This window comes from Niabella soli DSM 19437, from assembly GCF_000243115.2.
GTDB lineage: Bacteria > Bacteroidota > Bacteroidia > Chitinophagales > Chitinophagaceae > Niabella > Niabella soli.
Genome location: NZ_CP007035.1, coordinates 1,878,653 through 1,903,257, shown reverse-complemented (window position 1 = coordinate 1,903,257; position 24,605 = coordinate 1,878,653). Strand labels below are relative to the sequence as shown.

Genomic DNA, 24,605 nt, shown 5'->3' with positions numbered 1-24,605 from the left:
ACTGGTTTCTGGTCCGCTGATCGACGCGATTTCACGTTTATCGTTTGACGATTGCGGCAGCCAAGTTTGATGCCGGTTGCTCGTTTCAGGACGTAAACTTTAGACGTCAAACAATAAACCTCAAACCAAAAATAATAAATGTGTTTATGATTCCCAGGCCAGTGCGCTGGCGCCCAAAATAGCAGCATCTGCTTCTTTCAGCTCGCTAAACACCAGTTTTACTTTATTCTGGAAAATGGGGAGCAGGTTTTTTTCCATATGCTCTCTTGTGGGCTTCATAATATAATCGCCTGCTTTTATAACGCCGCCAAAAAGTATGATGGCTTCGGGGGAAGAGAACATGATAAAGTTAGCCAACGCTTCCCCTAATATTTGGCCGGTATACCGGAATACTTCTTTAGCAGTTTCATCGCCTTTCTCCGCCATTTCAAATACGGCCCGGGAATCGATCTTGTCTTCCGGTATCTCATTTAAAGCAGAATGAATATTCTCGGCCCTTAGTTTTTTGGCCGTTATAGAAATCCCGGTGGCGGAACAATAGGCTTCCAGCGAACCGTGCGCTCCGGTGCTCCAGTGCTTACGGCCGCCGGGGCGTACTATGATGTGTCCCAGCTCGCCGGCAAATCCATCGTGCCCATAGATCATCAATCCGTTGGATACAATACCACTTCCCACGCCGGTGCCCAGGGTGATCATTATAAAATCCTTCATGCCCCGCGCCGCGCCGTACAGCATTTCGCCCATTGCCGCCGCGTTGGCATCATTGGTAAGCGTGCAGGGAACGCTAAATCTTTCGGTTATCATTTTTGCGATGGGAATAACCCCGCGCCAGGGAAGGTTAGGGGCATATTCAATGGTGCCCGTATAATAATTGCCATTAGGTGCACCGAGGCCAATTCCTTTTATTCCGACAGACGCATATTTTTCTATGATCGGGGATACTGCCTCATGAAGCCCGTTGATGAATTCTTCAATCGTTGGAAAGGCATCTGTTTTAATATCGCCTTTGTCCAGGATCTCCCCGCGGTGGTTCACTATTCCGTATTTGGTGTTGGTGCCACCAATGTCTATACCAATTGCCAATTCCATTGACAAATCTATTACACCCATATCATTTTCCATTTTCAAAAAAAATTAATGTCCGCTTCCGGCTGTTTTTACGTCATAGTCAATCCCCTGGTTTCTCAATGTTGCTTTGGCTTTTATGGCGTAAAAGGCCAGGTAGGCAAAACAAAGGGCGCCTAATAGGTAGCTGTATTTTATTCCAATGGCACCATCTGCCAGTTTTCCCTGTACTACCGGCAGCAACGCCCCGCCCAGGATCATCATCACCAACAGGCTGCTTCCTTCATTGGTATGCTTGCCCAGGCCTGCAATGCTCAGGGTGAAAATACAGGGCCACAGGGTGCTGCAGAATAGTCCCACACTTATAAAAGCAAAAACACTTACCATTCCTGTTGTGAGCATTCCAATGCAGAGTGCAGTAATGCCCATTAAGGAGTAGATCAAAAGCATGCGGGCAGGACTATCGGCGCTTACTATATTCCCCAGGATGAGCGCCACAATTACAATTGCATAATAATAAAAGGGCGTTACATCGTGCCCCGCTATTTTATTTACAATAATGTAAACCGCAAAGGCAAGATAAGGCATAAAGAAACTTAATATTTTTTTAGCACCGGCCTTTACATTGAATGCACCTATGGAAGCCGTCCAGCGCCCCATCATAAGGCTTGCCCAGTAAAGCGACACGTAGGGGGCTACGTCCTTGGTAAGTATGCCCATATCTTTTTCCAGGTAGTTGGGCAGGTTACTGGCAGTAGCTACTTCCACTCCTACATAAACGAATATGGCGATCATGCCCAATACCAATTGAGGATAATTAAATACAGAAGGCCTGTCGGCGGTAACTTTGGCGCTTTCGTTCGCAGGATCACCGGCTTGTTCGGACTCAAATTCATTTTCAGCACCGGCGGTTTTTCCCAGGTCGATCTTATTCGGGACGGACGAAAATTTAAAAAGAATGGCCACTAAAAGGAATGCCGCGCCCAGTATAAGATAGGGGATCTTTACACTGTCGATATTGGCATTGTCGGAGCCACCCGTAACGCTCCCAAAAATAGCAAAGCTTACCAGCAGCGGGCCGATCGTTGTTCCGAAATTATTGATACCGCCGGCCATGCTCAATCGCTGGGAACCAGACTTGGGGTCGCCCATTACGATCGCCAGCGGATTGGCGGCGATCTGTTGTAATGAAAATCCAAGCCCTACCACAAATAATGCCGTTAACATTAACGCGTAAGAAGCGCTGTTGGCCGCCGGATAAAAAATGAGTGCACCCAATGTAGAAATGATCAGCCCGTAAGTGATGCCATTTTTATAACCGATCTTATTTAAAAGGTCGCCACCTATTGATTTTGAAACGGCAAAATAAATAATAGATCCAATGGTATAGGGTAAATAGAAAGCAAGGGTTACCCATTGGCTTTCTACCTGCGTCAATTTAAAAGCATGTTTAAATACGGGAATCAGAATGTCATTACTGGCAGCAACAAACCCCCAAAAAAAGAAAACTGTAATGAGCGTACCAAATTGGGACCACTTAGTTGTTTGATTACTCATATCAATCGTTTAATGTTTTATCAAGGGGTAAATGTAAATAGTAATCGGGTAAATAAAAATTTTTAATTGTTTTTGGTCAAACCCTGCGCATTCATAAAATATGCTTACATTAGTAACGGAAGAAAAAATGTTTATGGAAATAATTCATGTTTCTGCGGAGTGTTACCCGATGGCCAAGGCCGGCGGGCTGGGTGATGTTGTGGGTGCGTTGCCTAAGTACCAAAACGAACTGGGCCATGTAGCCAAAGTAGTGATGCCTATGTATCGTACCAAATTCTTATACCAGAACGAATGGGAGCTGGTGCACGAGGGAGGTCAGGCTTTGGGAAACGAGTGGTTTAAGTATAGTGTGATCAAGGAAAAAACAAACAAGTTGGGGTTTGATCTATACCTCGTTGATATTAATGGCAAGCTGGACCGGGAACGCATTTACGGGTATGATGATGATACCGAGCGGTTCGTAGCATTTCAGCTGGCCGTTTGCGATTGGCTGAGCCGCTGGCAGCACAAACCGGATATTGTTCATTGTCATGACCACCAAACCGGGCTGGTGCCTTTTATGATGCGGCATGCTTATGCATTTCGCTACCAGTTGGGTAATGTGCCTACTGTTTTTACCGTGCATAACGGAGAATACCAGGGGCAATTCGGATGGGATAAATATTATTATATACCGGCATATGATTCCTGGAACCGGGGTTTGCTGGATTGGGATAATGCCATTAACCCTATGGCGTCGGCGGTTAAATGCGCCTGGAAGGTAACAACGGTAAGCCCGAGTTATATGGATGAGCTGAAACATTCCGCTAACGGGCTGCACAATCTTTTTGAATATGAAAAAGGAAAAAGTATTGGTATTATAAATGGTATCGATAACGAGGTGTGGGATCCTGAGACCGATTCGTTCATTGTTAAGAATTATAATAAGGAGCTGGTTGAAAAAGGAAAAGATAAAAACAAGCTGGAGCTTGCCGGTCAGTTCGGGTTAGATCCTGAAAAGCCCCTGATCACTTTTATTGGCCGGCTGGTGGGGGAGAAGGCGGCAGATCTTTTACCGGATGCCATTAGTCAGTCGGTTTACCAATACCAGGGTAAAGCCAACTTTTTAATATTGGGCTCGGGTGACCCCTGGATCGAAGAACAGCTGAGCCACATGAATCAGCGGTTTAAAGGGTATTTTAATAGTTATATCGGATACAATGAAGGATTGAGCCATCTGATGTACGCAGGCTCCGATTTTTTGCTGATGCCCAGCCGCGTGGAGCCCTGTGGATTGAACCAGCTTTACGCGTTGCGCTATGGAACGGTACCTATGGTGCGTAATATAGGCGGGTTGAAAGATACCGTAGTGGACTATGGCGATAAGGATGGCTTTGGAATAAAGATGGAACAGTCCAGTGTGGGTGATATCGCTTATTCTGTTGGCCGCGCTATTGATCTGTATAATAACAAACACGATCTGTATAACGCTATGCGCGAAAAAATGATGACCATCGATCATGGATGGGATATGTCGGCCAAACAGTATCTCGGACTTTATGAATCTTTGTTGCCAACCAATAAAATATCAGAGGATTAACCGTTTCCAGCTTATATTTAATATATAGATAAAAATAATACTATAAACTATGTCTTTTTCAAATGAAATCGTTGCCATGATTCTGGGCGGTGGTGCCGGTACGCGGCTGGCCCCTTTAACCAGTAATCGCTCAAAGCCTGCTGTACCCATAGCCGGAAAATACCGCCTGGTAGACATACCTATTTCGAACTGCATTAACTCTGATATTCACCGGATGTTCGTGCTGACGCAGTTTAACTCCGCCTCCCTGAACCGGCATATAAAAAACACATATCGCTTTAGCGCGTTCAGCGATGCGTTTGTAGATATCCTTGCCGCGGAGCAAACGCCGGATAACCCGACCTGGTTCCAGGGAACGGCAGATGCGGTGCGACAGAGTTTACGCCACCTGGCCCCTTTCCCCAGTGAATATGTGTTGATCCTTTCGGGTGACCAGCTCTACCAGATGGACTTTACAGAAATGCTGAAAAATCATAAAGAAAGCGGCGCTCAGATATCCATTGCCACGATACCCGTAGGCGACCGGGAGGCTCCAGAGTTCGGTATTCTGAAAACCGATGAGCACAACATGATCAGTTCTTTCATTGAGAAACCATCAAAGGATATATTGGGTGAGTGGACAAGTGACACCGGCCCCGCCATGCAACAGAAGGGAAGAAACTACCTGGCTTCCATGGGGATTTATATATTTAACCGTAAACTGCTCCTGGACCTGTTGTTGAAAAAACATCCCGATGCTACTGACTTTGGAAAAGAGATCATTCCTTCTTCCATAAATGAATACCAGGTGGCCAGCTTCCAGTATGAAGGCTACTGGACGGATATCGGAAATATTTATTCTTTTTTTGAAGCCAACCTGGAACTGACCTCCGATATACCCGAATTTAATTTATTTGATAATACCAAATCCATCTATACCCGTCCCCGGATGTTGCCACCGGCGAAGATCAGCGGTACTACTTTGGAAAAAACAGTTATTGCCGAGGGATGTATTATTAACGCCTCCCGGATCGAGCATAGCGTTATCGGGATCCGCTCGCGGATCGGGTATGGGTCTACAGTGGTAAGCTGTTACCTGATGGGGAGTGATTATTATGAGACCATCGAAGATATCAGTCGCGATCAGAACAAAGGCGTACCGCCTATTGGCATCGGCCGGCGCTGTTACCTGCGCAATTGCATTATTGATAAAAATTGCCGTATTGGGGATGATGTACGGCTGAATGGCGGGGCGCATCTGGAGAATGCTGATCATGAATTGTACACGGTAAAGGATGGGATCATCGTAGTTAAGAAGGGCGCCATTATACCTGACGGTTTCGTTATTTAAAGTTCTTAAAATGGGGAAACTGGTTTTCGCGACCAGTTTTTTTCAAAATATTTTTTAATGTGTATTTAATACATATTAATTTTACATTTTAAACCGATTGCCAATGTCAGTAACAAGAAACGATTCGAAGCCCCGGTTATCTTTTGCAGCAATAGTGAACATGAGCGTGGGGTTCTTTGGGATCCAGTTTGGGTGGGACCTGCAGCGGGCCAACATGGGACGTATTTATGAAAACCTGGGGGCCAATCCGGACCAGGTGCCACTGTTGTTCCTTGCGGCGCCCCTCACCGGCTTGCTGGTACAGCCCATTATCGGGTACCTGAGCGACAGGACCTGGCACCCGCGCTGGGGCCGGCGCCGGCCTTATTTTATGATCGGGGCAATAATAAGCTCCATTGCTTTGATAGTAATGCCGCATAGCAGCGCGTTGTGGATGGCCGCCGGATTGTTATGGGTGCTGGATGTTTTTGGAAATGTATCGATGGAGCCCTTCCGGGCTTTTGTTACGGATAAATTGCCGGACAGCCAGGTGAACCGCGGGTTTATCATGCAAAGTTTTATGATCGGGCTGGGCGGCAGTATCGCATCGGCGTTGCCGTGGCTGATGCGGAATGTTTTTCATTTTAGTAATACGGCAGCACAGGGAACGATCCCCGAAAATGTAAAATGGTCTTTTTACTTGGGAGCCTTCTTTTTTATAGGAGCGGTTTTGTACACTGTTTTTACATCAAAAGAATATCCCCCCGAAGTATTGGCCGGTGGTGATGCGCCAGGTAAACAAAATGAAAAGGAGAATGGTTTTGCTGAAATTATTGATGCCCTGCGGAAGATGCCGCCAAAAATGCGCGCTATATCAATTGTTCAGTTTTTTACCTGGCCCGGTTTGTTCCTGATGTGGTTTTATTATACTACGGCGGTGGCGATAAATGTATTCGGTGGGAAAGACGGGAATGATCCCGTGTATGCCGCGGGTGCTGATTTTGGAAGCCTGACCCTTGCTTATTACAGCGTGGTTACTTTTTTGTTTGCGTTGGTGTTGCCTTCAATTGCCGATAAATTAGGAAGAAAGGCAACCCATGCGCTCTGTTTGATAGCTGGTGCCATTGGCCTGATCAGCGTAGCCTGGGTGAAAAATAAATATATGCTGTACGGGTGTATGACCGGCGTTGGGATTGCATGGGCCAGTATCCTGAGCATGCCTTATGCGATGCTGAGCGGTGTGCTGCCCCGGAATAAAGTAGGCGTGTATATGGGTATTTTTAATTTCTTTATTGTACTGCCCGAGATCATTGCTTCGCTGGGATTTGGATGGCTGATGCGGAACGTGCTGCATAACGACCGGCTGCTGGCCGTACAGGTAGGCGGGGGGCTGATGATCCTGGCGGCGGTGATCTGTTTGGTGTTGGTTAAGGAAAAACGCGATGCTTGATGCTCGATCCTCGATTCTGGGTGCTCGATTGATACGATCCAGAAACTAATATCCAGTATCCAGAAACTGGTATCTAGTATCCTTCAATTTTTTTATCATGAAAAGAGCCTGTTATTTTTTAATACTGCTGTTTTTGGCAACAACGGCCAACGCGCAATTTGAACTATACCCAACCAACTGGTGGATAAACATGAAGTGGAACAAGGTGGAAGTATTGGTGCGTGCGGCAGCGCAGGATATAAAAACCCAAAACGTAACCCTTGCATATCCCGGCGTAACGCTTAATAAAATATCAAAATTTAAGAACCCGCATTACCTGGTGCTGGAACTTATGATCAGCCCTGTTGCAAAACCCGGAACGGTTAAAATAAAAATAGGAGAAACGACAGCAGACTGGCCATTGAAAAGCCGCAGAACGGGTAATGGGAGGACGTTTGCCAACGGTGTTACTTCGGCAGATCTGGTATATCTGATCATGCCGGACCGGTTTAGTAATGGCGATCCTTCCAATGATCGCGTACCGGGCATGCGGGACCAGTCGCTTAACCGCGACTCTGTTTTTGAACGCCACGGGGGCGACCTGAAAGGCGTGCAAAATCATTTGGATTATTTAAAGGATTTGGGTGTTACGGCTATCTGGTTAAATCCGGTTATAGAAAATGATATGCCCGATAGAACCGAACATGGCTATGCGTTCACCAATCATTATAAAATTGATCCGCGCATCGGCGGAGCCGCGGCCTATAAAGATTTGATTGATGCAGCTCATTTAAAAGGAATGAAAATAATACAGGACGCGGTATATAATCATACCGGCCTGGAACATGTTTTATTCCGGGATCAGCCGGACAGTACCTGGTTTCACCGCTGGCCAAAATTTACACAAACCAATTATAAAGACCAGGCGATCTTTGATCCGCATGGCGCGCAGATCGATAAAAAAATAATGCAGGATGGTTGGTTCGTGCCTTCAATGCCGGATTGGGATCAAAGTAACCCTTTTGTACAAAATTTTTTGATCCAGCATGCGCTCTGGTGTGTGGAGGAATTTGGTATCGACGGATGGCGCATTGATACGTACGCTTATAACGACCTCAACTTTATGAACCGCTGTAACCAGGCCTTATATGATGAATACCCCCGGATCAGCATTTTTGGCGAAACCTGGGTGCACGGCGTGCCGAACCAAAGTTATTTCTGTCAGAACAATTATTCCATTCCTTTTAAAAGCAACCTGCAGGCCACAACAGATTTTCAATTGTTGTTCTACGGGATCATTCCTGCGGTTAATGAACCTTTTGGCTGGACGGAGGGTGTAAATAAAGTCTACACCACGCTTGCCCAGGATTTTGTTTATAAGGACCCCACGCGTGAAGTTATTTTCCTGGATAATCATGATCTCCCGCGCTTTTATTCTGTTGTTAATGAAGATACGGCCAAATATAAACTGGCCCTGGCCTGGCTGCTGACCTGCCGGGGCATTCCACAACTTTATTATGGAAGTGAGGTGCTGATGGAAGGTACTACCAGTCCCAATGACGGGCAGGTACGTAAAGATTTTCCCGGCGGCTGGGCAGGAGATAAAGTCAATAAATTTACGGCTGCAGGAAGAACGGGAAAAGAGAATATCCTGTTTAATTATATCAGAACCTTAGCTAATTTCAGGAAAAGGTCTTCGGCCCTTACAACTGGAAAGTTGATGCAGTTTGCGCCGTATGATGGGGTGTATATTTATTTTCGTTACGACAGACAGCAAACGATTCTATGCGCAATGAATACGAACAAAATGCCCGCTGCTATTGCCTTAAACCGTTTTGCAGAACGGCTGAACGGATTTCAAAGTGCCCGGGATGTTGTCACCGGACAGGTTACCCCACTTAAAGACTCTCTTACATTGGCTCCGATGTCGGACCGGGTATTGGAATTGACGAAATAGGATATCAATTTCCGCTGCATTATCAAAAACCAACTAATAGCTGATAACTAACAACTGACTACTGACAACTATAAAAACGTTCTCCAAATAAGCTTGTTGGTAAACTTGTCGCCACCCGTCCATCTTTTTCCGTATTCTTTTAGTGCATTGATAACAAAGGTTTCGGTAACCTTTTTACCCTTTACCGGTGGTGCAACAGGCGTTGTAACGTCCAGTTTCAATGAAGTTGCAATCCAACTGGAGTACAGGCGGGGAATGGTTAATCCCAGTATTAATCCCGGAAGCCCATGCATATTCATCGGGCCACCACTAATGGGTATTTCTTCAGTATAATAAGCGAATACGTATACGCTATCAAAAAGAATAGCACTGGCTTTGCGGCAGTTGAAACCGGCTATAACGGTGGTTTCGGAAGGGCTTAGCTTCCATTTTATTTTTTTCTCGTCGCCTTCAACGATGTTATAGTTGTCGATAGTAATGAGGTTGGAATATTTATGCGCCTGGTAATCATTGTACCAGATGTTATCCTCTTCCACTCCGGTAAGCCAACTGCTGATTTTTTGTTTATCGCCTGTGCGGTCGAATTTATAGAGCCCTTTGTTATCGGTAAAGGAATAGGAATAGTAGTTGACGGTGAAAGCCGGTATCTTATCGATGAGGGCCCTGCTCCACATATCATCCTCGCCTTCGAGGCCTTTTTTAATATTAGTTTTTACTTCATATTCAACAGTACCGCTGGTAATAAATTTTTGTGCGTGATTGGTTGCAACGATTACGAAGAAGAACAAAAGGAAAATAATAGAATGCTTCATGGTACTGGTATTTTATTTTGCAGGGGCTGCGCTTTTATTACTGTTTATGTTCCATATAAAGGACAACAGGTAAAATCTTTTTAATACGGTGCGGTAGGTTTCGGTAAAGCCGTACCGGTTGTAACCCGTATTCTGATTGAGGATATCGTTTACCCTAAACCAAAACTCAAATTCATTTTTATGGAAACGCTGAATGGCTGTGGCGTTCCAGATGGTGAAGTTCACATTGTTCGTAAAGTCGGGGGTCTTTTGCCGGTACGTGCCATTTACATCGGTTCTTAATTCGAAGTTTTTGGTGATCTTTCCCCGGAGTTCGCTATTGAGCCCGTAAGACCAGTATTTTTGATTTACACTGGTATTTACAGTGGCTTTGGTGTTGTTATAAGAAGTATTGGGCCGCACCCAGATATTGTATTTCTGATCTGAAAATGATTTTTGAATGCCGAGGCCAAAGTTGTAAGAGCTTCTGCTGGTGCTATTTTTAACACCGTCCGGGTTGGCGGCGTTTTTGATGAACTCAATACTGTGGCCGCTATTATAGCCGGGGTTGATATCGATACGGATACCGGGTTTCTTTAGTTTGAAACCATAGCCCATGTAGAGATAAAAATTAGAAACGCCGTTTGCATTTACGGTTTTATATTTCTGTACCAGGTTGGTATAATCATTGAAATTTACAAACGCATTCTGGGTTATTGAATAGTTAGAGTAGAAATACATATTTCGTTCCGTAAGCATTTTCCAGGAGTTGTACCCCAGGTTGAAAGAGTGCTGGAATGAAGGTTTTAAATCCGGGTTTCCTACGCGCTGGTTGAGTTGCTGCGTATTGTCAATAATGGGCTGCAGCATATCCAGGGAAGGCGCGTTGGCATAGCCAGAATAGCCGCCATAGATGCTCTCTGAGGGCTTTAGTTTATAATTGAAATTGGCCCGGGGGTTGTAGTTAGTGAAGTTATAAAGACTGTTGCTGGCATCCGTATGATTGATACGTTGGTATTGGTTAAAATTAACGGTTGTACCAAATGAATAGTTGTATTTCTTTTTATTGACCCTGAAGTTGAGCCCCGGCGCGTTGCTGGTATTGTTAAACTCAAAGTCATTGCTGAACAGCGGATTGAGTTGATCGTAATCCCCTGAGCCTCCCTTATCATAGCTGAAGCGTTTTCGGATGGAGTTATTCTTATAAAATGCGTAACTAAACTCAAGATAAAAATCTTTTACAATAGGTTCCGTGTAAGCCACCCGCGCATTCACTGATTTTGATTCATTGTTATTAGTGCGTTGCTGGTCAATAACAGCTATTGAATCCGGTATTGCTCCAAGTGTTTTATAGAATTCCGCCTTGGAATACTGGTGCCCTTTATTATCTGAATTGCTGTAATTAATGCCGGCCGTGGCTGAAAATGTACGGTATTGCTTTTTGAATTTATGCATCCACAATACATTTGCATCTACGCCACCATTGTTGGTTTCATTCGAATTGCGCGCGTCGCTCCGGGTAATAAATCGTCCATCCTGCGTCAGGTTTTCCGTATACAAATCCCCTTCGGTTTTTAATAATCCTTTGTTTCCGGTTGCTCTTATCCTGACGGTATTCATTGAGTCGATCTTGTCTTCTATCATCAGGTTCATGCGGTGACGGATATCGGAACTGAAATTATTGTTGACGGAGTTGTTTTTCCAGGTGGAGTCGGGGGTAAACTGGATCGAATTGGTGCGTATATAAGCCGGGGCATTGATCTTTACAAATTTGTACCCGGCGTTAAGACTGTACTGGTCTGCGTCGAATTTATTACTGTAATGGAAGCCGGCATTCCAGTTCGTGGGGATGCCATCGCTTCGGTTGCCGCCGCCACCAAAATACATTATAGCGCTTCCATCGTCCGATACCTGCATATTCTCATTTTCGCCACCGTATTTCTCCTGGTCTTCCCAGTTCAGGTTTAGCATGCCGGTGTTGCTCATGATGCCGTAGGCCGCAATTTTGCGTTTTGCTTTAAAGGCATTTAGCATAATGGAATTGTTGAACTTATTATCTCCGCCAATTTCCGATTTGTCTTTTAGTCCTCCTCCTACTTCAATTTTCCCGAAATATCCTTTTTTCTTATCCTCCTTCAACTTAAGATTCAGTGTTTGCTTGCTCTTGCCGTCATCAATGCCCGTGAAAGCGGCCTGATCGCTTTTGCCGTCATATACCTGCACTTCTTTGATATTGTCAGCACGAAGATTTTTGGTGGCTATTCCCGGATCGCTGCCAAAAAATTCTTCCCCATCCACCAATACACGTTCCACTTTTTTACCCAGGGCAGTGATCTTACCGTCTTTATCTACCTGGAAGCCCGGCAATCTTTTTAATAGTTCTTCTACATTGGCGCCCTCGGCTACTTTAAAACTGTCTGCTGTGAAAACTGTTGTATCGCCCGACATGAAAATAGAACGGTTTCCCTTTACGACCACTTCCTCCATCAGTTTTATTTTGGAAAGCATATGGATCGTTTTTAGATCAGACGTTGCGCCTGCGGCGAGCGTAGCATTCTCGAAGATGTCGGCAAAATAAGGATGCGTGATCATAATAATGTACCTTCCGGTATCCAGGTTCGCAACCTGAAAAGCCCCGTCTTTTGCGGTTCTGGTGAATCCGGCCAGTGATGAATCGCCGGCGTTCATTACGGTTATTAAAGTATTGGTTAGGTCCTTATGCTCCACGGTGTCAGCCAGGTGGCCCTTTATGGAGCCGCCGTTTTGTGCTTTTGATACGGCAATAAAGCCCAGGAGTGCGGCAAGCAGAACGTATTTTTTTATTCTCATGATAGGTTTTGATGATGTGCTTATTATTAAGTCGGGCAAATTGTTAGAATGTTACATTTACTAACTTTACGTAAAACTACGTAAAGTTAGTAATAAAAGCAAAATTTTATAAAAATGTTCTCCAGTAAATGGGGTTGAAATACTTTAGTTCTTCCTTGCCCCAGTTTTTTTTGAAATCGTTAAAAGTTGTTTTTAGTTCCTCCACCGTTTTCTTTTTCCCTCCTTTTACCGGCGGGGTGATAGATGCGGCCGCCACATCCAGCGAAAGAGAAGTAGCAATCCAACTGGTGGCCAGCCGGGGAATGGTTACACCCAGGATCATTCCCGGAAGCCCGTTTAACCCCATTGGCCCGCCGCTTACGGCGATCTCATCGGTATAATAAGCGAATACATATACGCTGTCGAAAATAACCGTACTTGCCTTTCTGCAGTTGAAACCTGCAATGACGGTGTTGTCGGTGGGATATACCCGCCATTGCTGAGGGTGAATATCGCCGGCAATCAGGTAGGTATCGTCCCACCGGACCGCTTTTTTATCTACAGATTTTCCTGTGCCGAAGTCATTATACCAGATATTGTCCTCATCGCTGAATTTATACCATTCGGGCACTTTCTTTGTATCCGTATTTTTCAGAAAGGAATAAATGGTTTTATTATCCGAGAAGTTTAAGGTATAGTAGTTCATCGAAAACTGGGGAACCTGGTCCTTGATCTGCCGGAAAAAATCATCATTCTCATCCAGCCAGGGAATCGATTTAATGACGTTCGTGCGTGCTTCGTAAGTAATGGAACCGCTGGTGATGAATTTTTGTGCACTGCTGCCCAATGAAAGGAGCAGGAGTGTTATCAGAAGAGTGTTGCGTAGTATCATGAGCTTCATTATTTGGCCGGAGCCGCAGGCGCTCCGGGATTTTTTGTGAAATTCCATATAAACGACACCAGCCACATGCGCCGGAACGTATTGTTGTAGGTTTCGGTGAAGGAATAGCTGTTGAAATTGCGGTTGTAACCACGGTTCTGGTTCAGGATATCATAAACACTGCCCTTTAATTCAAACTCCTTTTTATGAAACTTTTTGCTGAAAAATCCATTCCAGATCGTGTAGTTATTGTTGGAGGGGAAGCGGGGATCTTTCTGGCGGAAGTTGGCATCTACTTCTGTAGACAATTCAAAATCCTTTGGAAGTTTTAAGTTCCCCCAGATGTTATACCCGTAAGCCCAGTATTTGGCGTTGGCATTGGTACTTACGGTTCCCACACTGGTGTTGTAATTGATGTTCGGGTTAATATAGATATAGTATTTATCTGCCTTTTCTTTCCCGATGGTCAGGCGGGTGCCATAGTTCCGGGAGCGGGTTATATTTTTAACCGCGTTATTGGAAGCGTCCATCACAAAATCAACCCGGTTGTTTAGGTTGATGTTGGGGCCTGCACCCAATATGATCCCCGGTTTTTTTAATTTAAAGCGATAGTCAAAGTTGCCATTGAAATAGTAGACGCCATTGGTGTTTACCGTGTAGTAACGTCGCACGGAATCGACAAACTGGCTGAACTGCGTAAATGCGTTTTGCGTGATACCGTAGTTGACACTGGCAAACAGGCCTCTTTCGGTAGTCATCTTAAACGAATTATAATACAAATTAAAGTTGTGTGAGAAGGATGGTTTTAAATTGGGATTGCCCGTTTTGATATTTAAAGGATCGGTATTGTTGATGATGGGCTGCAGGTCATCCAGCGAAGGTGCGGTGGAGCGGCCATTGTAATAGAAATTGATTCTCGATGATTGCGTAAGCTTATAGGAGAATTGCGCATTGGGGTTGTAGTTTACAAAATTGTACAACCGGGTGTTGTTTTGGGTAAGGTCCAGTTGTTCCCAATGATTCATGCCAACCGTGCTTCCGATGCTCAGGTTCATCTTTTTCTTGACCATCCTGAAGTTCAGCCCCGGCATATTACTCATAATATTGTATTTGTAATTATTGCTGAGGCTGTCGATGAATGTGTCATAGGCCTGCGACTGGTCGTTTTTTGAATAAACATCCCTGTTATTGGTATTGTTGGCATTGCTAAAGTTATAACTGAACTCCATATATACATCTTTGGCCAATGGTTCGGTATAAGCCACGCGGGCCGAGACGGTATTAGAATGGTTTTTTATTAAAGTGTTCTGATCTGTTATTCTGGAAGAAGACGAATCGCCGTTCCTGTAAAAAGTAAGGTTGGAGTACCAGAGTGCGTCGGTATTGGTTTGGTAGAAGGAATAGCCCAGATTCAATGATAAGGTCCGGTATAGTTTTTTAAACTTATGCATCCAAAGCAAATTGGTGTTTAAAGCCTGGTTATCGCTTTTGCTGCTGCCATGGGAAGCATTGGAGTTGATCATACGGTCTGCCATCGTTACCGATTCATTGTAAGAGGCAAAATCGGAATTGGTGTGATTCGTATTACCATTGATGCGCAATTTCAATGAATTCATCGAATCAATTTTATAATCAAACGTTCCGTTAAGCGACTGCTTTAAGACCGTGCTGTAATTGTTGCGCTGCTCATTGGTTTTCCAACTGGAATCCGGCAGGTAATTAGCGGCATAGGTTTGCTGGCTAAAAGGGGTGTTCATTTTAACCAACCGGTAGCCCAGGTTTACGCCCTGCTTATCCTGGTTGAATTTATTGTTATATTGCAATCCCAGGTTCCAGTTGGTAGGCGTTCCGCCATTGGAAAAATTGTAATTATCGCCATTCCAGTTGTAATCAGTGGTTCCATCGTCATTGATGCTTACATCTACCGCGCTCTGGCTGTATTTCTGCTGGTCCTGCCAATCCAGGTTCAATTTGCCCGTATTGCTCATGATTGCATAGGCAGCCAGTTTTCGTTTCCCTTTAAAGGCGTTGATCATTGCGGCATTGCTAAAAGTGTTTTGGGTCCCCAGTTTTTTGTCGTTCAGCCCGCCGCCGGCTTCCAGTTTTCCGAAATAGCCTTTCTTTTTATCATCCTTCAGTTTCAGGTTAATGGTTTGTTTCGATTTTCCGTCATCGATACCCGTAAAGGCTGCCTGGTCGCTTTTGCCCTCGTACACCTGCACTTCCTTTACATTATCTGCCCGCAGGTTTTTACTGGCGATGCCGGGATCATCCCCAAAAAATTCTTCGCCGTCCACCAGCAGGCGCTCAACTTTTTTACCCAATGCCGTGATGTTCCCTTTCCCATCTACCTGGAACCCCGGCAACTTTCTGAAAAGCTCTTCTACATTAGCTCCTTCAGCCACCTTAAAACTGTCTGCCGTAAATACCGTGGTATCGCCTGATATAAACATGGCACGGTTGCCTTTTACGATCACTTCTTCCATCAATTTCATTTTGGAGAGCATGTTTACCAGACCCATGTCAAGGTGCTGACCCGGCGATAAAGTAATGTTGCCAAAATACTCTGCAAAATAGGGGTGGGTGATCATGGCAATATACTTTCCACTATCTAAGCCCGAAACCGAAAACCTGCCCTCCTCGTTAGCCCGGGTATAGGCTGCCAAAACGGAATCCTTCGATCTTAAAAAAGCAACAACGGTACTTTTTAAACTTTTATGCTCGGAAGAATCGGTTAATTGTCCTTTTATGGTAGCGTTTTGTGCGTAGACGAATTGGTGCAGCACGGCAAAGAGCAGCAGGAAGGTTACTTTTTTTAATCTCATCGGTTTTAATGGTTGGGTTATTTTTCTTTATGGCATTAAGTTGGTGACACAAAAATGACTGTTTTCCATAACACTTAATGCGTAAATAAGTTCGAAATACGTTAAAGAATACAAAAAATGGGGTGAATAGCGGTTTTTGAGGGGCGAATGACGCTGAATGCAGAACGCTTAATGCGCAATGCGGAACGCGGGATATTTTAATACATGATGCTCGATCGATTCCAGCAACCAGAACCGAGTATCTAGCATCCGGTATTGAGAATCCTGTAACGATAATGAACGCTAAACGCGGAATGCGCAATGCTGAACGCATATCCAGAAACCAGCATCCAGAAACCAGTAACCTCCTGAAACCTGAAACCAGTAACCTGAAACCTGTACCCTGTAACCAGAATTCGTCTCCCCTAACATTGCGTTGAAAAATATCGTACATTGCTTAACAACTGATCATATGCCTACCGATATCAACAAACTACAGGAAGCTTTTGAAGCCGAGAACTTTATCGATACCTCTAAGCCTGTCTGGACTTACTCATTACTGACGCCAACAGATGTTCAGAATTTTCAGAACGGAACGCATTATTCCCTGTATGAGAAATTTGGATCACATTCCATCCAGGTCAACGGCCAATGGGGGATGTATTTTTGTGTGTGGGCCCCTAACGCCCGTTTTGTTTTTGTTACGGGGAATTTTAACGACTGGGACAAAATTACCCATCCGCTTACGGCACGCTGGGATAACAGCGGTATCTGGGAAGGTTTTATTCCGGGATTTAAGCAGGGAGAGGTTTATAAATATCATATTGTGGGAGCCAATAATGCGGTGGATAAAGGCGATCCCTTTGCACATTACTGGGAACTGCGGCCCATGACGGCTTCCATCACCTGGGACCTGCATTATGAATGGAAGGATCAATCCTGGATGGAAACGCAGCGAAAAGAGCATAATGCATTAGAGGCTCCCTGGAGCGTTTATGAAGTGCACCTCGCAAGCTGGCAGCGGCCGGATCCGTCGGACGAACATTCTTATAATTCTTATGATCAGTTGGTGGAACGCCTGGTGCCCTATGTAAAGGGAATGGGCTTTACACATGTGGAGCTGATGCCGGTAACCGAACATCCCTTCGACGGGAGCTGGGGCTACCAGACAACGGGGTATTTCGCACCTACCTCCCGCTTTGGCGATCCACAAGGCTTTATGCGCCTGGTAGATGCTTTTCATAAAGCTGGCATCGGCGTGATCCTTGATTGGGTGCCGTCTCATTTTCCCTATGATGCGCATGGCCTCTTTATGTTTGACGGAGAGCATACTTATGAATACGCTGATATGCGGAAAGGCTATCACCCGGACTGGAACTCTTATGTGTTTAATTATAAAAGGGGAGAGGTGAAATCGTTTTTGATCAGCAGCGCCCGCTTCTGGCTGGAAGTATTTCATATTGACGGTTTGCGGGTGGATGCCGTAAGTTCCATGCTGAAACTAAATTATTCCAGGAAGGAAGGAGAGTGGGAGCCCAATGAGTTCGGCGGCGACGGCAACCTGGAAGCGATCCGTTTTATAAAGCACCTGAATGAAACAGTGTACCGCGATTTTCCGGATACACAGACGATTGCGGAAGAAGCTACTGACTGGCCGGGGGTCTCGAAGCCTACGTTTGAAGGCGGACTGGGCTTTGGCATGAAATGGATGATGGGCTGGATGCACGATTCACTGGATTATTTTAAACTGGATCCGGTTTACCGGCAATACCATCAGAACGATTTCACTTTTAGCCTGATGTATTATTATGATGAGAATTTTATGCTGCCCATCAGTCATGACGAGGTAGTGCACGGCAAGAGCCCGCTGATCTTTAAGATGCCCGGCGACCTTTGGCAGAAATTTGCGAACCTCCGGTTATTCTTCACTTATATGTGGACGCACCCGGGAGCGAAATTATTATTTATGGGATCTGAGTTTGGGCAAACCTCAGAGTGGAATTATAAATCGGAACTGGATTGGTCTTTACTGCAGCACAACAGTCATAAGGGCGCGCAGGAATGTTTACGCACATTGAACAAGGTCCTGGTGGCTGAACCGGCCATGCACCTGAACCAGTTTAATACCGATGGATTTGAATGGGTGGACCTGAACCACCGGGAACAAGGTGTGATCGTATACAAACGAAAAGGCAACGCACCGGAACAGGAGTTGTTGGTGGTGCTGAACATGACGCCGGAAGTGCAGCATGACTGGGTGATTGAAGTGTCGGGAAAAAAGTATACGCAGGAATTGTTTAATTCTGATAGTAAAGAGTATGATGGCACCGGAGATGTATTCAACCAAACCATCCGGTCAGAATGTATTGATAAAGAAAACCAGCGCTATAAGATCACCCTCAACCTGCCGCCACTGGCCGGAGTGATACTGAAATAAACGAGCGCCTTATCACTATATAAAAAAAGTCGTCGGTATATACCGGTGCAACGATTCAATGTGTTTTATCCACACTGTTATTAACGGCTGTGTATTTTATACATGTTTATCGCTATATTTCGCTTATTTTGCAAACCTTAATCAGTATATATGAGTTTTGAGAATTTCAAAGTGCCTTATGAAGTAGATAAGAATTATGAGAAAAAAGCAGCTTATTTTTCGATGGAATTTGCCATTCATCAGCCGTTGAAGATTTATAGTGGTGGATTGGGATTTTTATCCGGCTCGCATTTCCGGAGTGCTTATGAGTTGAAGCAAAATATGATCGGAATTGGTATTTTATGGAAATACGGGTATTACGACCAGGAGCGCAACCAGGACCAGACGCTGGATGTGGCCTGGAATGAAAAATTGTACAGCTTTCTGGAAGACACCGGCATCAAATTTCAAATACTGGTACATGACGCCCCGGTTTGGGTAAAGGCCTACTACCTGGCCCCCGAAACGTTCAAAACCGCGCCACTGTTCCTGCTGAGCACCGACCTGCCGGAAAACGATTATGTATCGCAAACTATTTCGCATAAGCTGTATGATGCCAACGTGGCAACCAAAGTAGCGCAGTTCATTTTGCTGGGGGTGGGTGGCGCCAAGCTGATCGACCTGCTGGGATTCAACCCTGAAATTTATCATTTAAACGAAGCGCATGGCCTTTCGGCTGCTTTTTATTTATACCAGAAGTATCATCGTGATCTTAACGAAGTAAAAAAGCGCCTGGTATTTACCACGCATACTCCGGAAGAAGCCGGCAATGAAAAACATGATATCTACCTCTGCCATAAAATGAGTTATTTCTGTGGCTTGAGCGTGGATGAAGTAAAGGCGCTGACGCATGACCCGGAAGATCAGTTTAATCATTCACTGGTGGCCCTGCGTTTTGCGCATATTGCCAATGGGGTTTCGCGGTTGCATGGGGAAGTGTCGCGTGAAATGTGGGGCAAATATGATGGTATCTGCCCCATCATATCCATTACGAATGCACAGAACTGGACCTACTGGGCCGATAAGCAAATGTATAAGTTCAAAGATGTGGGCGACGACTACGGTTTTGATGATCGTAAGAAATTCCTGAAGAAAAGGGCTTTTGAGATAGTGGCAGATCAAACCGGCAAATTGTTTAGCCCGGATGTGCTCACCATCGTATGGGCCAGGAGGTTTGCGGGCTACAAAAGAGCGGGACTGATTGCTTCGGACAGAGAGCGGTTTCATGAACTGATGACCAATACCCAATATCCGATCCAGATCATTTGGGCCGGAAAACCTTATCCGATGGACTTTCCGGCAATAGGAGAATTTAACGAACTGGTGCATTTAAGTAAGAGCTATAAAAATGTGTCTGTAATGATCGGTTATGAGTTGGGACTGTCCAAACGCCTGAAACAGGCTGCCGACGTATGGCTGAATAACCCCCGTGTTCCGCGCGAAGCATCGGGTACCAGTGGCATGACCGCCGCTATGAACGGTGCGGTTAATTTCTCTACCGATGATGGCTGGATCCCTGAATTTATCAATAACGGGCATAACGGTTTCGTGATCCCTAAAGCAGATTATGCCAATATGCACGTGCAGGAGCAGGACGAATACGATTTGAATAAATTATATGAAATTCTTACTTCCCAGATCATTCCATTGTATTACAACGACTACAATACCTGGCGCCAGATCATGAAGAATGGTATGCAGGACGTACGGTGGCAGTTTGAAAGTAACCGCATGGCGCACGAATATTATGAACTGATGTATAACGCGCCGGTTCAATAGATCACCGATAAACTTAATAGTAATGTGCGGCTTCACAGTCGCACATTTTTTGTTTTGCTACAGCGCGCCAAAAACTAGTGTTAAGTCAAGTATATAATGTCTGATGCCACGACGACGCGAAGGCTCCAAGAATAATAACTTAGTGGCTTAGTGCTTTTGTGGCCTAATAAAATGTGCTTGACATAGCACTAGCAAAAAAGTATTTATCGGCCGGCATGACTTTCCCGTCTTTCCGCATTTCCGGCTAATAATTAGCACGCGGCTTTTCCATCACACATTTTTTAAACTATGCAGAAAACTGCGCCGTCATTTTACTCAATTGTTCCTCACTCGTAAAAAAGCCCGCTATTTTTTCAATCACCTTTTCCACCAGGGCATCCGGACAGGAAGCGCCACTGGTCATCAGTATCTTTACCGGTGCGTGATCCGGAAGAAAACCGTTGGTAAGCAGTTCCTGTTTTTTATGGAAATCGTAATGTAATATTTCATTACGGTTAAGGATCTTGCCGGCGTTATTAATGAAATAAGTAGGCAGCTTTTCTTCACAAAGTTCTACCAGGTGGGAGGTATTGGAAGAATTGTACCCGCCCACCACAATCGCGAAATCAGCGGCGGTCGTCAGCATTTCCATTACCGAGGTCTGGTTGTCGTTAGTGGCGTAGCAAAGGGTATCTCTTGTGTCTGCAAAGCGCTCGGCAAGCGTTTCTTTGGTCAATGAATATTTTTCAATCATTACCTGTTTTAAATAATCAGCAATGGCCTGAGTATCGCTCGCCAGCATGGTTGTTTGGTTTACCACCCCGATGCGCGACAAATCTTTTTCAAGGTCAAAGCCCTCGCTGAATTGTCCCTTAAACTCGGTGTAAAAATCCGCTGCAGGTTTTTCACCGGTAATGTATTTTGCCAGTTCAATGGTTTGCTGCATATCCCGCACCACCACAGAGGGAGCATTGGAAGCCGCATGCGAAAAAGTGGCCCTGGTTTCTTCATGGCTGGGCTTGCCATGAATGATAATAGCGTAGGCTTTTTTTGCAATGCTTTCACTGCGGTTCCATACCTTTTCAACAAAAGGGCAGGTGGTATTATATTGCTCTGTACGAATGCCGATCTCCTTTAATTTTTTTTCGATCTCCAGGGTGGTGCCAAACGCCGGGATCAGCACAATATCTTCACGGGTAAGGTCTTCAAAAGGGATGATCTGTTTACCGTGCGTGTCCTGTAAAAACCGTACTCCGCGGCTTAAAAGGTCTTCATTTACCTGCGGGTTATGGATCATTTCACTTAGCAAAAAGATCCGCTTCCCGGGATTTTCATCCACCGTTTTAAAAGCAATTTCAATTGCATTCTCTACACCATAACAAAAGCCAAAATGCCGGGCCAGGTAAATTTGTACTGCTCCAAAATCCAAAAGGGTGGGCGAAAAGTCTTTCTTTAACTTATCCGTACTTCTTCTTTTTCTTTTAATATTGGATATTAGCGGACTTCTGTAAAAAAACGGTACCTCAAACTGCTTCATGGCGCAAAATTAATCTTTAATAACTATCTTCAGCAAAACAAATGACATGAGAGTCCTGTATCTAGTGCTGGTCCCGGTAGCTATCGGGATGGCTTTTGGCGCATTATCCTGCAAACTGATGCCAAAGGAACGCGGGAAAAAGGACTCAAAGGAAAAACAAACGGTTATGACAACAGTGGGAAAAAGAACTCCGGAATGGGCCCATTCCACCAATATCTACGAAGTAAATATTCGCCAATATACACCTGAAGGCACTTTTAACGCTTTTGCGGCTGCGTTACCGCGTTTAAAAGACATGGGCGTGCAAACGCTTTGGTTTATGCCGGTTACGCCCATTGCAAAAGAAAAACGCAAGGGCACATTGGGCAGTTATTATGCCTGTTCCGACTATACGGCGGTTAACCCCGAATTTGGTACACTGGAAGATTTTCAGCGGTTGGTACAACAGGCGCATACAATGGGATTTAAAGTGATCATCGATTGGGTGGCGAATCATACCGGATGGGATCATGTATGGACGAAGACGCATCCTGATTATTATTTGCATGACAGCGATGGTAGTTTTCATGCTGCCAGTGGTATGGACGATATTATTGAATTGAACTATAAAAATCCGGAACTGAGAAAAGCAATGATCGACGCCATGAAGTTCTGGGTGCAGCACACTGGCATCGATGGTTTCCGTTGTGATCTGGCTTCCTGGGTGGAAGTGGATTTCTGGCAGGAAGCGCGCCCGCAGTTGGATGCCCTGAAACCCCTGTTCTGGCTGGGCGAATTTGACGAACTGGAAAACCCGGAGTACGGAAAAGTATTTGATGCAAGCTATTCCTGGAAATGGATGCACCAGACAGAAGATTTTTTTAAGCAACAGCAGCCGCTGTCCGGTTTGTTTGAGCTGCTGAAGCAATACAGCGCTCTCGGCGATTCCAGCATGCGGGCCTGGTTTACCAGCAATCATGATGAAAACAGTTGGAATGGTACCGAATATGAAAAATATGGTAACCTGGCACAACCGCTGGCGGTTTTCAGTTGTACCTGGAACGGTATTCCACTGCTGTACAGTGGGCAGGAGCTCCCTTTAAAAGACAAGCGGCTTAAGTTTTTTGATAAGGACCCGATCCCTTGGCCGTCAAAGAGTGCGGGTGCAAAAGAAGGCCTGACGCTGATGGATTTTTACAGGACACTATTGGATCTTCATACCAATAACCCTGCGTTGCGTGGAGGCGATCCTGCTGTTATTACTTATAAATTGGCTACCACTGCCGACGATAAGATCCTTGCTTACCTCAGAAAGAACGGGAATAGAGAAGTGCTGGTGGTGTTGAATTTTTCTGATGCAAAAGGGCTGCAATTTGATATCAGTGATTCCAATCTTGCCGGCTCGTTCAAAAATGTTTTTACAGGCGTTGCCAGTGATTTTACAACCGGCAAACATTTTGAAATTGCGCCTTATGGTTTCCTGGTGTATGAGAAGCAATAACCACAATTTGCGGTAAACAAGTTATTCGTGCATTCTGTATAACTAAATTATTTTAACTATAACTTGTCCTGCCCTGCTGGACAGGCACGTAGATATGATAGCAGAAAACATAGTAGCTATGTTTCCCGCCACGGCGGGGAAATCTATGCCGCCTTAAACGCTATGATTTCTATTGTATCTATGTGGTTAAAAAGTCTAAACTGTCGCGCTTAATTCTTCAACCGCAATACCGGCACTGTTGTATGCCAGGCAATTTGTTTGCTGATGCTTTTGTGAAACAGGCTGGCAAAGAAGCCCTTTTCATGATGAATGAAGATCAGTATTGAAATGGCGTTTTCCCGGACAAAGGTTTCCAGACCGGTTTCAATATGCGGTGCTTCGATAAAATAAAATGCGGGGTCCAGGTCGGATAGCTGCGCTTTTAGCGCACTGATTCTTTCTTCATTGGTAGCGCTGGTTTTGTCCATATTTATATTTATTACAGACAGGGATGCGCCGTTAAATGCATTTAAAAAATTGTGCAACTGGCGCAGGTTCTCAGCAGAAAGCAAACTAAGGTCTGAAGCCAGTCCAATTTTTGTGGGGGTAGTTATAGACACCTTATCGGGAACAATTAACAGGGGAGCGTCAATGGCACCGATGGCTTTTACAGCGTTGCTCCCCATAATGATCTTTTCCAGCCCCGTTTTGCCTTTTATTCCCATAACTACGAGGTCTGTCAATTCTTTTTGGATAATTTCATTGGCTGAGTCGCCCAGGAAACCCTCTTCAACAATAGTTTTTATAGTAAGGTTATGGGTCGTTGTTGCTTCCAGCTCCTCTTTAAGAACCGTAATCCGCTCTTCGCCGGATTGGCGCATCAGGTCGGCCTGCTCCATCACCAGTGAGTAATTAACCGGGTTGGGGATGCCATCGGGTGTTAAGTTGCCGGCGGCGTCATTAATGAATACCGGCGGTTCAAAAGTATGCAGCAATGTGAGTTCGCCGCTTTGCCATTTTTGCACCAGGGTTAATGCATACCGTGCCGCCTGGTCGGCATTGCTGGAAAAATCGGTCAGGGCTAGAATTTTTTTCATGATAAAGTTTATTTAGCGTTTAAAGAGCTTGATCATTAATACCCTGCTGAACTTCGCTGATGGCTCTTTTTTGCATTTGATCTGCGTTTTCTACGGAAA

15 protein-coding genes are annotated in these 24,605 nt (G+C 45.0%); 7 read left to right on the top strand and 8 right to left on the bottom strand.

Annotated elements, in window-relative coordinates:
- Positions 1 to 144: 144 nt before the first annotated feature.
- Positions 145 to 1,110 carry an ROK family protein gene (locus NIASO_RS08100; protein ID WP_008584506.1) on the bottom strand — a complete coding sequence of 322 codons (966 nt, stop codon included), beginning with the start codon at positions 1,108 to 1,110 and terminating at the stop codon, positions 145 to 147.
- A 24-nt stretch (positions 1,111 to 1,134) separates the two neighbouring features.
- Positions 1,135 to 2,622, bottom strand: coding sequence for an MFS transporter (locus NIASO_RS08095; protein ID WP_008584507.1), 1,488 nt, complete (start codon positions 2,620 to 2,622; stop codon positions 1,135 to 1,137).
- 100 nt (positions 2,623 to 2,722) lie between these two features.
- Between NIASO_RS08095 and NIASO_RS08090 the strand changes: the two genes are divergently transcribed.
- From NIASO_RS08090 to NIASO_RS08075, 4 genes are all read left to right on the top strand, one after another.
- Positions 2,723 to 4,201 (top strand): glycogen synthase, encoded by a 1,479-nt coding sequence (locus NIASO_RS08090; RefSeq protein ID WP_008584509.1) that lies wholly within the window; start codon positions 2,723 to 2,725, stop codon positions 4,199 to 4,201.
- Positions 4,202 to 4,250: 49 nt separating this feature from the next.
- On the top strand, positions 4,251 to 5,531 hold the full coding sequence (locus NIASO_RS08085; protein WP_008584510.1) for a glucose-1-phosphate adenylyltransferase: 1,281 nt from the start codon (positions 4,251 to 4,253) through the stop codon (positions 5,529 to 5,531).
- 103 nt (positions 5,532 to 5,634) lie between these two features.
- The gene (locus NIASO_RS08080; protein ID WP_008584512.1) at positions 5,635 to 6,960 is read left to right on the top strand and encodes an MFS transporter; all 1,326 of its coding nucleotides are present in this window, start codon (positions 5,635 to 5,637) and stop codon (positions 6,958 to 6,960) included.
- A gap of 97 nt (positions 6,961 to 7,057) precedes the next feature.
- The gene (locus tag NIASO_RS08075; RefSeq protein WP_008584514.1) at positions 7,058 to 8,896 is read left to right on the top strand and encodes a glycoside hydrolase family 13 protein; all 1,839 of its coding nucleotides are present in this window, start codon (positions 7,058 to 7,060) and stop codon (positions 8,894 to 8,896) included.
- Between the two features lie 68 nt (positions 8,897 to 8,964).
- On the opposite strand, the gene NIASO_RS08070 is transcribed toward NIASO_RS08075, so the two are convergent.
- The 4 genes from NIASO_RS08070 to NIASO_RS08055 form a co-directional block, all read right to left on the bottom strand.
- Positions 8,965 to 9,708, bottom strand: coding sequence for a GLPGLI family protein (locus NIASO_RS08070; RefSeq protein ID WP_008584516.1), 744 nt, complete (start codon positions 9,706 to 9,708; stop codon positions 8,965 to 8,967).
- Positions 9,709 to 9,720: 12 nt separating this feature from the next.
- A complete protein-coding gene (locus NIASO_RS08065; RefSeq protein ID WP_008584518.1) occupies positions 9,721 to 12,516 on the bottom strand; it encodes a TonB-dependent receptor in 2,796 nt (931 codons plus the stop codon).
- A 106-nt stretch (positions 12,517 to 12,622) separates the two neighbouring features.
- The gene (locus NIASO_RS08060; protein WP_044046541.1) at positions 12,623 to 13,387 is read right to left on the bottom strand and encodes a GLPGLI family protein; all 765 of its coding nucleotides are present in this window, start codon (positions 13,385 to 13,387) and stop codon (positions 12,623 to 12,625) included.
- Between the two features lie 8 nt (positions 13,388 to 13,395).
- A complete protein-coding gene (locus NIASO_RS08055) occupies positions 13,396 to 16,200 on the bottom strand; it encodes an outer membrane beta-barrel family protein (RefSeq protein ID WP_008584522.1) in 2,805 nt (934 codons plus the stop codon).
- Between the two features lie 451 nt (positions 16,201 to 16,651).
- Between NIASO_RS08055 and glgB the strand changes: the two genes are divergently transcribed.
- Both glgB and glgP read left to right on the top strand, forming a co-directional pair.
- On the top strand, positions 16,652 to 18,616 hold the full coding sequence (gene glgB, locus NIASO_RS08050; protein WP_008584524.1) for a 1,4-alpha-glucan branching protein GlgB: 1,965 nt from the start codon (positions 16,652 to 16,654) through the stop codon (positions 18,614 to 18,616).
- A 150-nt stretch (positions 18,617 to 18,766) separates the two neighbouring features.
- The gene (gene glgP / locus NIASO_RS08045; protein ID WP_008584526.1) at positions 18,767 to 20,434 is read left to right on the top strand and encodes an alpha-glucan family phosphorylase; all 1,668 of its coding nucleotides are present in this window, start codon (positions 18,767 to 18,769) and stop codon (positions 20,432 to 20,434) included.
- 286 nt (positions 20,435 to 20,720) lie between these two features.
- Here glgP and NIASO_RS08040 read toward each other — a convergent pair whose 3' ends face one another.
- Positions 20,721 to 21,950 carry a 4-hydroxy-3-methylbut-2-enyl diphosphate reductase gene (locus tag NIASO_RS08040; RefSeq protein WP_008584528.1) on the bottom strand — a complete coding sequence of 410 codons (1,230 nt, stop codon included), beginning with the start codon at positions 21,948 to 21,950 and terminating at the stop codon, positions 20,721 to 20,723.
- Between the two features lie 46 nt (positions 21,951 to 21,996).
- On the opposite strand from NIASO_RS08040, the gene NIASO_RS08035 reads away from it, so the two are divergent.
- Positions 21,997 to 23,430, top strand: a complete 1,434-nt coding sequence (locus tag NIASO_RS08035; protein WP_008584530.1) for an alpha-amylase family glycosyl hydrolase — start codon at positions 21,997 to 21,999, stop codon at positions 23,428 to 23,430.
- A gap of 209 nt (positions 23,431 to 23,639) precedes the next feature.
- Here NIASO_RS08035 and NIASO_RS08030 read toward each other — a convergent pair whose 3' ends face one another.
- Positions 23,640 to 24,506, bottom strand: a complete 867-nt coding sequence (locus tag NIASO_RS08030) for a universal stress protein (RefSeq protein WP_008584532.1) — start codon at positions 24,504 to 24,506, stop codon at positions 23,640 to 23,642.
- Positions 24,507 to 24,605 lie beyond the last annotated feature (99 nt).

What these genes read in the sequence shown, in the direction of transcription:
- NIASO_RS08100 (WP_008584506.1), bottom strand. Translation starts at nt 1,110, where the DNA reads ATGGGTGTAATAGATTTGTCAATGGAATTGGCAATTGGTATAGACATT.
- NIASO_RS08095 (WP_008584507.1), bottom strand. Translation starts at nt 2,622, where the DNA reads ATGAGTAATCAAACAACTAAGTGGTCCCAATTTGGTACGCTCATTACA.
- NIASO_RS08090 (WP_008584509.1), top strand. Translation starts at nt 2,723, where the DNA reads ATGCTTACATTAGTAACGGAAGAAAAAATGTTTATGGAAATAATTCAT.
- NIASO_RS08085 (WP_008584510.1), top strand. Translation starts at nt 4,251, where the DNA reads ATGTCTTTTTCAAATGAAATCGTTGCCATGATTCTGGGCGGTGGTGCC.
- NIASO_RS08080 (WP_008584512.1), top strand. Translation starts at nt 5,635, where the DNA reads ATGTCAGTAACAAGAAACGATTCGAAGCCCCGGTTATCTTTTGCAGCA.
- NIASO_RS08075 (WP_008584514.1), top strand. Translation starts at nt 7,058, where the DNA reads ATGAAAAGAGCCTGTTATTTTTTAATACTGCTGTTTTTGGCAACAACG.
- NIASO_RS08070 (WP_008584516.1), bottom strand. Translation starts at nt 9,708, where the DNA reads ATGAAGCATTCTATTATTTTCCTTTTGTTCTTCTTCGTAATCGTTGCA.
- NIASO_RS08065 (WP_008584518.1), bottom strand. Translation starts at nt 12,516, where the DNA reads ATGAGAATAAAAAAATACGTTCTGCTTGCCGCACTCCTGGGCTTTATT.
- NIASO_RS08060 (WP_044046541.1), bottom strand. Translation starts at nt 13,387, where the DNA reads ATGATACTACGCAACACTCTTCTGATAACACTCCTGCTCCTTTCATTG.
- NIASO_RS08055 (WP_008584522.1), bottom strand. Translation starts at nt 16,200, where the DNA reads ATGAGATTAAAAAAAGTAACCTTCCTGCTGCTCTTTGCCGTGCTGCAC.
- glgB (WP_008584524.1), top strand. Translation starts at nt 16,652, where the DNA reads ATGCCTACCGATATCAACAAACTACAGGAAGCTTTTGAAGCCGAGAAC.
- glgP (WP_008584526.1), top strand. Translation starts at nt 18,767, where the DNA reads ATGAGTTTTGAGAATTTCAAAGTGCCTTATGAAGTAGATAAGAATTAT.
- NIASO_RS08040 (WP_008584528.1), bottom strand. Translation starts at nt 21,950, where the DNA reads ATGAAGCAGTTTGAGGTACCGTTTTTTTACAGAAGTCCGCTAATATCC.
- NIASO_RS08035 (WP_008584530.1), top strand. Translation starts at nt 21,997, where the DNA reads ATGAGAGTCCTGTATCTAGTGCTGGTCCCGGTAGCTATCGGGATGGCT.
- NIASO_RS08030 (WP_008584532.1), bottom strand. Translation starts at nt 24,506, where the DNA reads ATGAAAAAAATTCTAGCCCTGACCGATTTTTCCAGCAATGCCGACCAG.